Genomic DNA, 13,899 nt, shown 5'->3' with positions numbered 1-13,899 from the left:
CCCATTAAAATAACCAATTAAAGGGAATTGAATAGTTCGTTAAGGGTAATTGTATAATCAACTCCCAAATTCAGCTTGTATGCTCATATATAAAAACAGGAGGTTTTTCACCTGTTGCAGTTATGTAAAGGCATGCTTGAAAGGATGCCCTAGTTATTTTCTAGGCACTGACCAAACGATTGGATTTTACCATATCGGCCAAGCCGTGGGTTTTAAAGTAGTGCTCAAGCCAGCTTTTAATGACTAATGGGTTATTCATTTGTAGGACATTGTCCAGCAGCTGTTTTGCATCTGCCATTGGGACATGGCAAATTGCCTTTCTCACCCGCAGGATGTTGCTTGAACTCATTGAAAGCGTATTAAAGCCCATCGCCATCAATAAAATCGCAGATAAAGGATCACCTGCCATTTCGCCGCACACACTGACGGGTTTTTGATGGATGTGGCAGTCTTCAACTAAACGACTTAATGCACGCAAAACTGATGGATGAAAATGCGAATAAACGTTTGCAACATGAGGGTTGTTTCGATCGACTGCAAGTAAGTACTGGGTCAAATCGTTAGAACCGACAGAGAAGAAATCAACTAGCTCGGCAAACTCACTGATTTGAAAGAGGACACTAGGTACTTCGACCATAATTCCGATTTTTGGTCGAGTGATTTTAACTTGTTCTTCTTCTTGAACCGCAATCCAATCACGTTCCAATAAATAAAGAACTTCCTCAACTTCACTGACGCTTGTCACCATCGGCAATAAAATATGTAAGTTATTTAGACCAATACTCGCTTTTAACATCGCGCGAATCTGTGCAGAGAAAATTTCTGGATGGTCTAAGGTAAAACGCAAACCACGCCAACCTAAAGCCGAGTTTTCTTCCTCGATACTGAAATAAGGTAAGTCTTTATCGGCACCAATATCGAGGGTACGCATAATCACTGGCTTATTTGCAAAGTGGCTTAGCTGTTGACGATAGATAGCGCGTTGTTCTTCTTCACCTGGAAAGCGCTCACGAAGCATAAAAGGAATTTCACTACGGTATAGTCCGACACCTTTTGCACCACGTTGCACACCACGGACAACATCAATCATCAAACCTGTGTTGACGAATAGAGGAATTGATACACCATCAGGGGTAATTGCATCCTTGGTTTCATATTGCTTTAAGTCTTTCGCAATTTGTTCTTCTTCTTTTTGGACTTCTTTATATCGTTGGCGCAATCGACGTGGCGGATTAACGAAGACTCGACCTTGATAAGCATCGACGATCATTTCAATGTCATCAAGTGTGGTGATTGGTAACTCAGTGACACCAACAACTGTTGGAATGCCTAGCGCACGAGCCACGATCACCATATGTGAATTGGCAGCACCTTCAGAAGTAACGATTGCCGCAATATTATCAACAGGTAATTCAACCAGAGCAGCCGTACTTATTTCTTCACCAATCAGGATGCTATCAGGGCTCAGCTCTCGATGACTCGAATCGGCTTCTTGCAAACATGCCAAAATTCGACGACCTAAGTCTTTTAAATCTGAAACACGTTCACGCAGATAGTCATCTTCCATTTGCGCAAACAACGCAATATGTTTATCAATAACTTTACGGACAGCACCTTGTGCCCAACTTCCTGCTCGAATGTGGTCTTTAATTTCACTTGGTAATGCATTTTCATCCAACATTCTCAAGAACACACTAAATAAAGCACGTTCTTCAGACATGAGTGAGTCTTGCATTTTTTCATCTAAGGATTGAATTTCCTTACGTACAGAGGCAATCGCTTGATCAAGAAGTTCAAGCTCCTCACTAATATCTTCTGCTTCTCGATCTGGAATTACCGTAAGATCAGCAGGAGGGTAGAGTACAATTGCACGTCCTAGCGCGACACCGCCTGCACCTGAAACACCTTGGAACGTTTTGTATGTTGAGCCACTAGTAGGCTTACGGAAAACATCAATATTACCAACGGCATGTGCATGTGCAATTACGCCAGAAAGCTGAGCACAAAGCGTCACGAGGAATGATTCAGCTGCTTCACTAAAGTCTTGTGGTTCTTTATTTTGAACAACTAAAACGCCCATAACCTTACGGCGATACATGACTGGTACGCCAAGGAATGAGTTAAATAGCTCTTCACCTGTTTCAGGTAAATAAGCAAATCGGTCATGCTTGGGAGCATTGTCAAGGTTAACGATTTCTTCGCGTTGTCCAACTAAGCCGACCAGACCCTCACCAATATTTAATGAGACATGTCCAACTGCTTCAGGTTTAAGACCTTTTGAAGCCATCAACACATAGCGTTTATTACGTTCATCCAATAGGTAAATCGAGCAAACATCTACATGCATCGCCTCAGCCACATGGTTGACCATAATGTCCAAGGAGTCATGCAAACTGACGGACGCATTGATTTCTTGCACAATGCGTCTAAGCGTGTCGAGTTGCATGTTTGACATGGATGTTTACTCCAATTTATAAATCGTTATGAACCTAGTTATAACAGCTCTCTAGTCAAAAATCATTGCTTAAAGTGATGATTTATTGATGTTTAGCGTTGAGGTAGTTGCAAACACAACTCCATCATGGCTTTACGGTAAACATCACGTTTGAAATTCACCACTTGACTTAATGGATACCAATAACTCACCCATTGCCATTCATCAAATTCGGGTGGGTCGGATAGGTTTAACTGAATATGATGCGGCGATGCCGTTAACTTCAGTAAAAACCACTTTTGTTTTTGTCCAATACATACGGGATCTGAATCTGACCGAATGTACCGATGTGGCAAACGATAACGCAGCCAACCTTTAGTTTGCGCTATAATCTGGACGTGTTCGGGCAATAAGCCGACTTCTTCTCTCAGTTCACGATAAAGTGCCTGTTCAGGGGTTTCTCCAAACTGGATACCTCCTTGTGGAAATTGCCAAGCATTGTGACCAATGCGCTTTGCCCATAAGACTTGTCCGTCATCGTTTGCCAAAATGATCCCGACGTTGGGTCGGAAACCTTCTGAGTCGATCATTTGGCTACCTAAATTTTGTCTATATCGTTGACTTTGATCTCGGGGACAGTCACTCTTCACGTCCAACTCGAAAAAGGTCAAAGTAAAATGTTTAAAATTGCTATGATCTTAACGAATTTCTATCGACTAGCGGAGATAGATTTACATTTTTTTTCTTAATTTTCAGTTTAAACGAGAAATTCTATGCAATTGGCTTTGTTTGATTTAGATCATACCCTGTTAAATACTGACTCTGACCATTCTTGGGGTGAATTTTTGGTCAATGAAGGTTTGGTAGATCCAGTTCATCATCGTCAAATGAATGACAAATTCTATGAAGATTATAAAGCTGGGCAACTTGATCCGATTGCCTACAATGAATTTGTATTCCAATTTTTAACTCAGCATGACAATACTTATTTAACTGAGTTACATCAGTTGTTTATGCAGAAAGTTATTCGTCCTAAAATGCGCCCTAAAGGTTTTGATGCAATCAAAAAACATCAAGATTTAGGACATGCGATTGTCGGGATAACTGCGACAAGTGATTTTATTACTGCACCGATTTTTCGTGAATTTGGTATTACTGAAATTATTGCGACAAATGCTGAGGTTGTAGACGGGAAATATACTGGTAAAGTGACTGGAATTCCTTGTTATCAAAAAGGCAAGCTTGCACGTTTGGATCAGTGGTTGGCTGGGCGAACAGTAGCTGAGTCATGGGCGTATTCTGATTCGATTAATGATCGGTTCTTACTTGAGTATGCAACTCATGCAATTGCGGTAAATCCTGATGACCGCTTAGAAAAATTGGCAAAAGAACAGGATTGGGACATTCAAGACTGGTCGATTTAAGTTTCTGAATTTAGTTGTTTAAAAATAGACGTTGTAATGACGTCTATTTTTTTATTTTTGATAAAGACGATATTGAATAAAAACATTGAATTAAGCTGGTATCAAGATTATAAGAATATAAAATTTTACTTAAAAAATGATGAGGGGATAATGCCAAAAACACCACAAATTAAGTTACCAAAACAACTTTGGAATGATGAAACGATTGATTTGACACGTCATAGTTATCAGGGAAAATTACTCAATAAAAGCGAAGGCTTTAAATTAGGTAAAGCTCAACGGAAAAAAATTCCACGCGAACAACTATCACAATTATCTGAACGCCCAAAGGGAACAACAGCACTCACGATTTATGATTGGAGCAATCAAGGACGTTTAGAATTGCTTAAACCAATTCGTGCAAAACGTATGAGCGTTTCACCATTTACCTTTTATCGTGGTATGCCTTCCTTGATGCTATTTGATCAAGCTTGGGAGCAGTCGAACTCTGGTCTATTCCAACAGATTTGTGGCGATTGTCATTTGAGTAATTTTGGTGGCTTTGCTAGTCCAGAACGTAACCTATTGTTTGGTATTAATGATTTTGATGAGACTTTGGTTGCGCCATTTGAATGGGATTTAAAACGTTTAGCCACTAGCTTTGTGATTGCTGCACGTGATATTGATCTAGCAGATAAAGTAGGATTAAAAGCAATTAAAACAATGCTGAACAGCTACCGTCAGCATCTACTAGAAAATACGGAACTTTCACCATTACAAGTGTGGTACGAAAAAGTTGATGCCAGTACCTTGTTAGAAAATACTGAATGTCGAAAGCTAAGAAAGAAGCTTGCGAAGCATCTTGATTCTGCACAAAAAAGAAATGCGTATTCTGTTTTGCCTAAGCTCACGCAAAAAGATGAAGATACAGGATTCCGCCATTTCGTGGATGATGCACCATTATTATGGCATCCAAACTCAGATGAACCATTTAGCAAAGATGTAGATATCTTCTTCAAACAATATCGTGAATCTTTGAAATATGATCGCCAAGTGCTCTTTGATCGTTATCAACGCACTGATGTAGCGTTGAAGGTAGTCGGAGTCGGAAGTGTGGGGACACGATCAGCCATCGCATTATTCCAGGATGCGGATCGTGAACCATTAATTTTACAAATGAAAGAAGCCAATCCTTCTATTCTTAGTCCGTTATTTTTGGACAAAGTGATACATGAGGGTGAGCGTGTAGTGCATGGTCAGCAACTCATGCAAGCCGCTAGTGATATTTTCCTAGGTTTCTCTTCAACACTTGATCAACATTTCCATGTACGCCAATTACGCGATATGAAAATTTCAGTTGATCTGAGTGATATGGATGATGAATATTTTTATGAATATGCTGAAAGTTGTGGTTTGGCTTTAGCTCATGCTCACGCTAAGGCTGGAAATGCTGACGTATTGATGGGATATCTCGGTGAGGGTGGTGCGATCGTAGAGGTATTGCAATCGTATGCAGAAGCTTATGCAGAACGCAATCTAAATGACTATCAGCAATTTATGAATGAAGTTGCTGATGGTAAGATTCAGCTCGCTGGAGATGATGCGCTGTAACAATAAGTATGCTGCTACAGATGATATGAAATAATTCGAAAGGTTAGAGAAAAATGTTTAATAAAATTATGTCTGGTTTGGGTCTTCAAGGCGTGACTGTAGAAACACGTTTACAGAATCCAAACTTGCAAGCAGGTGAGACACTGCATGGGGAAATTAGTTTCAAAGGGGGATCTTCTGATAAAGAAATTAATGGTCTTTATTTACAATTGATGACGATGGCAGAAGTAGAATCTGGTGATCATGAGTTTAATCAACCTTTGGTTTTACAAGAATGGTTAGTGAATTCGAGATTCTTATTACCTGCACATCAGGCTCATTCTTTCCCATTTAGTATCCAATTGCCTTTTGAAACACCAATTACAGAAGTTGCGTGTCGTAGAAATGGTGCGCGAGTTTGGATTCAGACTCATATGGATGTTGATTGGGGCTTAGATGCCACTGATCGTGATTATCTAAAAGTAGTACCAACAGCAGCAATGCAAAGCTTTTTACAAGCGATGCAACAGTGTGGTTTTGTTTTATCTACTGTTGATGTCGAAAAAGGACAGCTTACAGCTCGAAACTTTAGATCGACAATTGGCTGCTATCAGGAGTTAGAGTTTGTATCCTCACATATGTTTAGTGGCTTTAATGAGGTAGAAGTTTCATTCGTCGCTGAAGCACAGCAAACCCATATCATGTTAGAAATTGATCGTACATTCCGTTCAGATCAATTATTGACGATGACGATTTCAAATCAAAACCTTGATGTGAATCAAATCACACAGCAAATTCGCCGTTTATTACAGATTGCATAATCAAGTTAAAAGCCTCCCATTTGGGAGGTTTTTTGTCATATAACTGTCATCTTTTCTTCTTAAGATAAAACTATGAAAATAAAAATAAATCAGGAAGAAAATACTTCCCCTAAGCTTGAAGCGTTACTGAAACTAGATCGACAACAACAACACTTAAAAATACGATGGATTATATTGCCCATCTTGATTGTTCTACTGATGTTTAGTTGGCAACAACATCTGTTTACAGCTTGGGTGATTTTGCCGAGTATATGGATGCTGCTGGTCTTTAACCATTTACTGATCATTCGAAGCAGAAGACAAAAACTACAAAAGATTCAAGAGATAAAACTTGACCCTGTTTTTATGCGATCGTTACAACAACGCTATCCGCATATTAGTTTAAAGCAACGTCGTCTGATAGAGGCAGGATTTAAAGATTATCTAGCCCTGCATGCAATTCAACAGCAAGCATATGCAATGCCTTCAAACGCAGTCGATTCCTTATGGCATGAGATGTTGGAATATGCTGATCAATACAGAAAATTATGCATTCAGACTATTGACCGAGAGTTGAATCATCATCCTTATGGTGATGAGACTCGACCAGAGCAACAAGCGAAGCAATTATTTGAAGCATGGAAATATAGTTGTATGTTGCATGGATATAATCCTAGAAACACGACGCAAATGCCACGATTATTTGCAATTGACCAAGCTTTGAATTGGGAGCATGGACAACACTTTGATTTGGATAAAATGACTAAAGATTATGCAAAATACTTGCAAGAACAGTCGTCCTCATCATCGAGTTGTGGAAGTAGTTGTAGCAGTTGTGGTGGGGATTAAATTTAATCGTTTTTCATCAGTTGAATCAGCTCTTCAGCAGCTCTAGATTGAATCCGTGCAGGATGCCAAACCATACCGAGTTGACGATTCATTTTTAAATTTAAATCGAGTTGTTTTAAATCTTCGTTTAGAAATGTTTTAGGCAAAACCGACCAACCCAAACCTATTGAAACAAGCATCCTGATAGATTCTAAAGGATTGTTACTCATGGTTATTTTAGGTTTTAGACCATTTTTTTCAAACTCTGTTAACGTAATTTGACTCGTATAAGTTTGTGCCGCAGGCAAAAGACTAGGATAGGCGATCAAATCTTCAAGATTAAGTTGAGTTTGTTTTGCCAAAGGATGAAAAGGTGCGCTCACAAATACTAAGGGGTCATTCCAAATAGTCACGTAGCTGAGTCGATCATCACCTGCTGGGGGTAACGTTAAAAAGGCAAGTTCTAACTCTCCTGCAAGGACTTGTTCATGTGCTTGTTCAGAGTCGACAAAATGCACATCCAAAGTGACTTGAGGAAAAAGTTGAACAAATTTCTTAAGTGGTTCAGCGAGATGATGTAGACCAATATGATGGCTAGTGCCAATTTTAAGGCGACCTTGCACCTGAGTCTGTTCATGGCTAAGTGTGTGGTGAATCTCACCTAATTCATTTAACCATGTTTTTACTTTTGGAAGTAATGAATGTGCAGCATGTGTTGGTTGAATACCACGACCTGCTGACTCAAATAATTTTACGCCAAAATAATCTTCTAAACTATGAATACGTTTAGTGACTGCAGGTTGAGTGATAAATAATAATTCTGCAGCGATTGAAATAGAACCTGTTTCCATCACTTTCACAAATGCTTCAAAAGCAGCAAGATTCATATTGGCTTTCCATAAGGCGTTTAAATTCGTTGTATCTGCAACGGATAGGTTCTAGAAACGACTCCATACTTTTTCATGGAAGAAAAATGCAAAGGCTTGCACTGTTGGCTCAAGCAAACTGAGCGTTGCTGCCATGATCAAATTGCCTGTCACTAGATATGCCACCATCATAGCAACAGTGATGTGCATGATGTAGTAACTCAAGGTTTTTTTTAAAGTTCGTTGGTTATTTATCACGAATTTTTGAATATTTGCCATCTGAGTCACCATTTTAAATCTTAATTATTTAAATAATAATCATTATCACTTGTATTGTAAAAAAGAAATTTCAATTGATGATGATTGGATTTATAAATGAATCAACGATAAGTCTTCATCTGAGTGCTAGTTTCTAGTTTTTTATATAATTCAAGCTTATATATCATTTGAAATCCTGAATCATTTGAAAGAGTTTTTTATTCCTAAAAGTTTGTTAATTTATAAAAATGATAAATTAGATTTATGTGAAACGGTTGTTATAATCAAGCTAAGATTACAAATACCCAGTCCTATGGCAAGCACTACGGAGAGCGAAGACATGGCAGGCAAAACATTATATGACAAATTATGGGATGATCATTTAGTCACTGAGCGTGATGATGGATCGTGTTTAATTTACATTGATCGTCATTTATTACATGAAGTGACTAGTCCACAAGCATTTGAAGGTTTACAGCTTGCAGGACGTCAACCATGGCGTTTAAGTGCTAATGTCGCAACACCTGACCACAATGTACCGACCTCTAAAAAAGAGCGTGAACAAGGCATTGCAGGGATTGAAGATGATACTTCTCGTATCCAAGTTCAAACCTTAGATGATAACTGTAAGACCTTTAATATCGTTGAATTTGGTATTAATGATATCCGTCAAGGTATCGCACATGTTGTTGGTCCAGAACAAGGTTTAACATTACCTGGTATGACTGTTGTGTGTGGTGATTCTCACACGGCTACGCATGGTGCATTCGGTTGTTTAGCACATGGTATCGGAACATCTGAAGTTGAGCATGTTTTAGCGACTCAATGCTTGGTACAGAAAAAATCGAAGAATATGCTTGTTCGTGTCGATGGTGTATTAGGTAAAGGTGTCACTCCAAAAGACGTGGTTTTAGCGATTATTGGTAAAATCGGTACAGCGGGTGGCACAGGTTACGCAATCGAATTTGGCGGTCAAGTATTCCGTGATATGTCGATTGAAGGTCGTATGACTGTTTGTAATATGGCGATCGAGGCTGGCGCACGCGTGGGTATGGTTGCTGTAGATGATAAAACCATTGAATATGTAAAAGGTCGTAACTACGCACCTCAAGCAGAGCAATGGGATCAAGCAGTTGCCTACTGGAATACTTTGCATTCTGATACAGATGCTGTGTTCGATGCTGTTGTTGAGTTAAACGGTGCAGAAATTGAACCACAAGTGTCTTGGGGAACTTCACCAGAAATGGTGATTCCTGTATCACAAGCAGTACCGACTTTAGAGCAAGCTAAAGATGACGTGCAACGTAATGATTGGACACGTGCATATCAATATATGGGCTTAAATGCAGGTCAAGCATTGGCAGATATCCAATTAGATCGAGTGTTTATTGGTTCTTGTACAAACTCACGTATCGAAGATATTCGTGCGGCTGCTGAAGTTGTCAAAGGTCGTAAAGTTGCTGCTAGCATTAAACAGGCGATGATTGTTCCAGGATCTGGCTTAGTCAAACAACAAGCAGAACAAGAAGGTTTAGATCAGATTTTCTTGGAAGCAGGTTTTGAATGGCGTGAACCAGGTTGCTCAATGTGTTTAGCGATGAATGCTGATAAATTGCAACCAGGTGAGCATTGTGCATCGACTTCAAATCGTAATTTTGAAGGTCGTCAAGGTAATGGTGGACGTACTCATTTGGTTAGTCCAGCAATGGCAGCAGCGGCAGCAATTGCAGGTCATTTTGTTGATGTTCGTTCATTCTAAAGGAGCTAAATCATGGAAAAATACACTGTAGAACAAGGTATTGTTGCACCTTTAGATCGTGCCAATGTCGATACGGATTTGATTATTCCAAAACAGTTTTTGAAGTCAATTAAGCGCACAGGTTTTGGCGATAACTTATTTGATGAGTTGCGTTATTTGGACGAAGGTTATTTGGGGCAGGACATTAGTAAACGTCCTAAGAATCCAGATTTTGTTTTAAATAAACCGCGCTATCAAGGTTCAACAATTCTATTGGCTCGTACTAATTTCGGTTGTGGTTCTAGCCGTGAACACGCGCCTTGGGCATTAAATGAATATGGTTTCCGTACTGTAATTGCACCAAGTTTTGCAGATATTTTCTTCAATAATTGTTTCAAAAATGGCATGTTGCCGGTGATCTTGTCTGAAGAGATTGTTGATCAGTTATTTAAAGAGTGCGCTGAAACAGAAGCTTATCAACTTACAATTGATTTAGCTGCACAAGAAGTACGTACTCCGAATGGAGAGGCGTTTAAGTTTGAAATTGATCCATTCCGTAAGCACTGCTTATTAAATGGTTTGGATGATATTGGCTTAACATTACAAGCTGCCGATGATATTCGTCGTTACGAAGAAAAGGCAAAACAACAACGCCCATGGGTGTTTCAAGAGATCCAAGCTTAGCTATTTATATTATTTAAATGTAAATATGAAGCGATGTCTTGGAGACATTTTGAACATAACCATAGCGCGGTGATTGAACTCTTGTTAACATGCAAGCGAATACAATTTGCTTGCATGTTTGCATGAAATGAGGACTGGGCTTGAATAATGAAAAGAAAATTCGCTCGCAGTAGTTTGCTGTGTTTATTTGTCGGTACGACTTTAACTGCGTGTCAGAATGCACCAAATGTAGTTGATCAAGTTCGTATTGCGCAAAATGCACTAGAAGACAAAGCGGAAAATGCAACTTTATATTGTTCAGGTGTTGATAACTGTGAGTTTGAACGACTAGGTGATATTGTCGTGATGGATCCCAAATCACGTCGTATTAGCTCACAAGCAATGGAAAAAGGAATCGTTCGGTTACATGGTCCAGTGTTTAGTCGGAAGCAACAAGTTTATCTCAGCGTGCCTGCTAAACAATATGAAGTAGTGATTCGTTATTATCCTATTTCACCAGACCGTGCCGAAACCTTTCATGTGATTCATGCGTTTAAGTCTAACCAGCGCTATACCTTCAAAATGTACCGAGATAGAGTACATCAGTCAGGTAGCTTGTTAAAAGTTTCTGTGCCTGAACCTTTATGTGTGGATTTACTACAAGAGCAACGAACAATCCGCCGTTTCTGTCGTCCATTTGATGTCAGTACGGGATTGGGTGAGTTTGTAGAAAAGAAAATTTAATCGACGTGCAGTGTCGTAACTGCTTACATGAAACTGGAAAAATAGATGTCTAAGCATATTTTAATTCTAGCGGGTGATGGAATTGGTCCTGAAATCGTTGGTGCAGCTGAAAAAGTATTAACTAAGGTCAATGATAAATTTAACTTAGGTTTAACATGGGAACATGGATTGCTCGGTGGTTCTGCAATTGATGCACATGGTGAACCATATCCAGCTGTAACAAGTGAACAGGCTAAAAAAGCAGATGCTATTTTGTTGGGTGCTGTAGGCGGTCCTAAGTGGGATAGCATTGAGCGTTCGATTCGTCCTGAACGTGGTTTGTTAAAAATCCGTAGTGAACTCAATTTATTTGCTAACTTGCGTCCAGCGATTTTGTATCCACAATTGGCAGATGCATCTAGCTTGAAACCAGAAATCGTTGCAGGTTTAGATATTCTGATTGTACGTGAATTAACGGGTGGTATTTATTTTGGTCAGCCTCGTGGTATCCGTGAGTTAGAAAACGGTGAGAAACAAGGTTATAACACCGATGTTTATTCAGAAAGTGAAATTAAGCGTATTGCTAAAGTTGCATTCGAATTAGCTGGATTACGTGGTGGTAAAGTTTGTTCAGTAGATAAAGCTAATGTGCTAGAAGTCACTGAATTGTGGAAGCAAACCGTCACTGATTTACAGCAAGCGCAGTATTCAAATATTCAACTGTCTCATATGTATGTTGATAATGCTGCAATGCAATTGGTACGTGCTCCTAAACAGTTTGATGTTATTGTGACTGGTAATTTATTCGGTGATATCTTGTCTGACGAAGCCGCTATGCTTACTGGTTCGATCGGGATGTTGCCATCAGCATCTTTAGATGAAAATGGTAAAGGGATGTACGAACCATGTCATGGTTCAGCACCTGATATCGCAGGTCAAAATGTTGCGAATCCACTTGCAACAGTGCTCTCAGTTGCCATGATGTTGCGTTATACATTCCGTGAAGAAGCTGCTGCGAAAGCAATTGAAGATGCTGTAGGTCAAGTTCTAGATCAAGGTCTGCGTACAGCAGATATTATGTCTGAAGGGATGACAAAAGTTGGAACAGATGCGATGGGTGAGGCTGTAGTTTCGGCGCTCAACTAATTTGGTATCGAACTCAATAAAAAACGTAGCTTGGGCTACGTTTTTTTATTGCAAATTTTTGCTAGCACGCTTTACCTTCATAACGTATTGAACGAGAAATTTGTTGTTGATCTAATTCAAAAATAATATGACAGTAAAAATTAACATCATAAGATTGCTGACTTGTTGTTATTGATCCTAATCGAGTACCAGTCATAGTTGGTCCTATTCCACCTATGCTTTGTGTTATAGGTACAGGAATGTTGATTGGACGTAGCACCGTAAATATTAAATATTCATCGGTTTTTTTAGGTGCTTTCAATGTTTGAAAACCTAACTCTCTAAGATTCAAGTTTTGTTGAATGTTGCTTGCTGGTTGACCGATATAGGGTTGTAAATAATCTTGAAGCTGTACCGATCTCCAATTTGGTGTGGTACATGCTTGTAATAAAATAAATACTGCTAATATCCATAGCTTGTAATACTGCATAAGTCATCCTTTATTGAGCAAGTATTTAAATGAATGATCATCTATCTATTTAAAACCATTAAACAAAAATATACAAACTCGTCTATCGATCGGCAATGTTCAATTCTTGCGAAATATGCTTAGGGTGTGTTGACACTTTTAGCTTAAAAAATAGCGAAGTAGTAAAATCAAATCGCCAAACCCAATTTTACTATTCGCTATGCCTCGTACCATGCTGACAGATCAACACTGGCAAAAGTTGAAAACTATTTTGCGTAATTTATCTATTCATCACAACTCAAATTTACGTAATTTTATTGAAGCTATTCTCTATAGAATTAGAACAGGCTGTCCGTGGCGAGATATTCCTTCCTATTTCGGTCAATCAAACTCTATTTTCAAACGTTTTAATCGTTGGTCAAGCAGCGGTAAGTTGCTTAGATTATTCAAATTATTAGCATCATGCCCCGATATGGAGTGGATTTTTATTGATGGCTCTCACGTACGTGCTCATCAACATTCTGCCGGTATAGCGAATCAATCCATTTCTAAAAGTGTAGGAGGAAACTCCTCAAAAATACATTTGATTGTTGATTCACATGGCAATCCTATTGATTTCATGATTACCGATGGCACTACACATGACATCAAAGTTGCACCTGATTTAATAGCAACATTAGATTTAAAAGAGACAGAAGTGGTATGCGCAGATAAAGGCTATGATTCAGAACCACTGCGTGAGCAGATCAGAAAAACAGGAACAAAAGCGAATATACCAAAGAAAATAAATAGCCAATCGAACAATGATCATATGGACTGGTATTTATATAAAATCAGGCATTTAGTTGAAAATATGTTTTGTAGATTAAAACAATTTAGAGGGATAGCTACTCGATATGACAAGCTCAAAAGAAATTATCAAAGTGCTGTTGCCTTAGCCTGTATATTTTTATGGCTACCTTTATAGGTTTAATTATGAACAGTAAATGTCAACAGACCCTA

General features: G+C 38.9%; 14 protein-coding genes. 9 read left to right on the top strand and 5 right to left on the bottom strand.

Annotated features, from left to right (window positions below):
- Nucleotides 1-160: 160 nt before the first annotated feature.
- Together ptsP and MKL32_RS06630 are read right to left on the bottom strand one after the other, a co-directional pair.
- Entirely contained in the window at nt 161-2,455 is a 2,295-nt protein-coding gene (gene ptsP / locus MKL32_RS06635; RefSeq protein ID WP_004916638.1) for a phosphoenolpyruvate--protein phosphotransferase, read from the bottom strand.
- Nucleotides 2,456-2,547: 92 nt separating this feature from the next.
- Entirely contained in the window at nt 2,548-3,024 is a 477-nt protein-coding gene (locus tag MKL32_RS06630) for an RNA pyrophosphohydrolase (RefSeq protein ID WP_151760265.1), read from the bottom strand.
- 183 nt (nt 3,025-3,207) lie between these two features.
- On the opposite strand from MKL32_RS06630, the gene MKL32_RS06625 reads away from it, so the two are divergent.
- From MKL32_RS06625 to MKL32_RS06610, 4 genes are all read left to right on the top strand, one after another.
- A complete protein-coding gene (locus MKL32_RS06625) occupies nt 3,208-3,858 on the top strand; it encodes an HAD family hydrolase (RefSeq protein WP_004957667.1) in 651 nt (216 codons plus the stop codon).
- Nucleotides 3,859-4,008: 150 nt separating this feature from the next.
- The gene (locus tag MKL32_RS06620; RefSeq protein WP_075696816.1) at nt 4,009-5,448 is read left to right on the top strand and encodes a DUF2252 domain-containing protein; all 1,440 of its coding nucleotides are present in this window, start codon (nt 4,009-4,011) and stop codon (nt 5,446-5,448) included.
- A gap of 53 nt (nt 5,449-5,501) precedes the next feature.
- The gene (locus MKL32_RS06615; protein ID WP_004916626.1) at nt 5,502-6,248 is read left to right on the top strand and encodes a sporulation protein; all 747 of its coding nucleotides are present in this window, start codon (nt 5,502-5,504) and stop codon (nt 6,246-6,248) included.
- A 72-nt stretch (nt 6,249-6,320) separates the two neighbouring features.
- The gene (locus tag MKL32_RS06610) at nt 6,321-7,076 is read left to right on the top strand and encodes a hypothetical protein (protein ID WP_270900322.1); all 756 of its coding nucleotides are present in this window, start codon (nt 6,321-6,323) and stop codon (nt 7,074-7,076) included.
- Nucleotides 7,077-7,078: 2 nt separating this feature from the next.
- On the opposite strand, the gene MKL32_RS06605 is transcribed toward MKL32_RS06610, so the two are convergent.
- Entirely contained in the window at nt 7,079-7,942 is an 864-nt protein-coding gene (locus tag MKL32_RS06605) for a LysR family transcriptional regulator (RefSeq protein ID WP_125318248.1), read from the bottom strand.
- Between the two features lie 51 nt (nt 7,943-7,993).
- Nucleotides 7,994-8,200: a DUF2061 domain-containing protein gene (locus tag MKL32_RS06600; RefSeq protein WP_017397277.1), complete on the bottom strand. Its 207-nt coding sequence runs from the start codon at nt 8,198-8,200 to the stop codon at nt 7,994-7,996.
- Nucleotides 8,201-8,519: 319 nt separating this feature from the next.
- On the opposite strand from MKL32_RS06600, the gene leuC reads away from it, so the two are divergent.
- The 4 genes from leuC to leuB all read left to right on the top strand — a co-directional run bounded on the left by leuC (nt 8,520) and on the right by leuB (nt 12,449).
- Complete coding sequence (gene leuC, locus MKL32_RS06595) at nt 8,520-9,938, top strand: 3-isopropylmalate dehydratase large subunit (RefSeq protein ID WP_112986876.1); 1,419 nt, start codon at nt 8,520-8,522, stop codon at nt 9,936-9,938.
- Between the two features lie 12 nt (nt 9,939-9,950).
- Complete coding sequence (gene leuD, locus MKL32_RS06590; protein ID WP_004958794.1) at nt 9,951-10,601, top strand: 3-isopropylmalate dehydratase small subunit; 651 nt, start codon at nt 9,951-9,953, stop codon at nt 10,599-10,601.
- A 147-nt stretch (nt 10,602-10,748) separates the two neighbouring features.
- Entirely contained in the window at nt 10,749-11,324 is a 576-nt protein-coding gene (locus MKL32_RS06585) for a hypothetical protein (protein WP_005403619.1), read from the top strand.
- A 45-nt stretch (nt 11,325-11,369) separates the two neighbouring features.
- Entirely contained in the window at nt 11,370-12,449 is a 1,080-nt protein-coding gene (leuB, locus tag MKL32_RS06580) for a 3-isopropylmalate dehydrogenase (RefSeq protein ID WP_004916609.1), read from the top strand.
- Nucleotides 12,450-12,510: 61 nt separating this feature from the next.
- On the opposite strand, the gene MKL32_RS06575 is transcribed toward leuB, so the two are convergent.
- The gene (locus MKL32_RS06575; protein ID WP_004958802.1) at nt 12,511-12,918 is read right to left on the bottom strand and encodes a hypothetical protein; all 408 of its coding nucleotides are present in this window, start codon (nt 12,916-12,918) and stop codon (nt 12,511-12,513) included.
- A gap of 199 nt (nt 12,919-13,117) precedes the next feature.
- On the opposite strand from MKL32_RS06575, the gene MKL32_RS06570 reads away from it, so the two are divergent.
- Complete coding sequence (locus MKL32_RS06570) at nt 13,118-13,864, top strand: IS5 family transposase (RefSeq protein ID WP_004912080.1); 747 nt, start codon at nt 13,118-13,120, stop codon at nt 13,862-13,864.
- Nucleotides 13,865-13,899: the final 35 nt, after the last annotated feature.

The sequence above is a fragment of the Acinetobacter sp. AOR34_HL genome (assembly GCF_027854795.1).
GTDB lineage: Bacteria > Pseudomonadota > Gammaproteobacteria > Pseudomonadales > Moraxellaceae > Acinetobacter > Acinetobacter junii.
The sequence above is the reverse complement of the archived record's forward strand: the minus strand, read 5'-3'. Positions and strand labels throughout refer to the sequence as shown.

Coding starts and splice junctions, on each gene's coding strand:
- ptsP (WP_004916638.1), bottom strand. CDS start 2,455: ATGTCAAACATGCAACTCGACACGCTTAGACGCATTGTGCAAGAAATC.
- MKL32_RS06630 (WP_151760265.1), bottom strand. CDS start 3,024: ATGATCGACTCAGAAGGTTTCCGACCCAACGTCGGGATCATTTTGGCA.
- MKL32_RS06625 (WP_004957667.1), top strand. CDS start 3,208: ATGCAATTGGCTTTGTTTGATTTAGATCATACCCTGTTAAATACTGAC.
- MKL32_RS06620 (WP_075696816.1), top strand. CDS start 4,009: ATGCCAAAAACACCACAAATTAAGTTACCAAAACAACTTTGGAATGAT.
- MKL32_RS06615 (WP_004916626.1), top strand. CDS start 5,502: ATGTTTAATAAAATTATGTCTGGTTTGGGTCTTCAAGGCGTGACTGTA.
- MKL32_RS06610 (WP_270900322.1), top strand. CDS start 6,321: ATGAAAATAAAAATAAATCAGGAAGAAAATACTTCCCCTAAGCTTGAA.
- MKL32_RS06605 (WP_125318248.1), bottom strand. CDS start 7,942: ATGAATCTTGCTGCTTTTGAAGCATTTGTGAAAGTGATGGAAACAGGT.
- MKL32_RS06600 (WP_017397277.1), bottom strand. CDS start 8,200: ATGGCAAATATTCAAAAATTCGTGATAAATAACCAACGAACTTTAAAA.
- leuC (WP_112986876.1), top strand. CDS start 8,520: ATGGCAGGCAAAACATTATATGACAAATTATGGGATGATCATTTAGTC.
- leuD (WP_004958794.1), top strand. CDS start 9,951: ATGGAAAAATACACTGTAGAACAAGGTATTGTTGCACCTTTAGATCGT.
- MKL32_RS06585 (WP_005403619.1), top strand. CDS start 10,749: ATGAAAAGAAAATTCGCTCGCAGTAGTTTGCTGTGTTTATTTGTCGGT.
- leuB (WP_004916609.1), top strand. CDS start 11,370: ATGTCTAAGCATATTTTAATTCTAGCGGGTGATGGAATTGGTCCTGAA.
- MKL32_RS06575 (WP_004958802.1), bottom strand. CDS start 12,918: ATGCAGTATTACAAGCTATGGATATTAGCAGTATTTATTTTATTACAA.
- MKL32_RS06570 (WP_004912080.1), top strand. CDS start 13,118: ATGCCTCGTACCATGCTGACAGATCAACACTGGCAAAAGTTGAAAACT.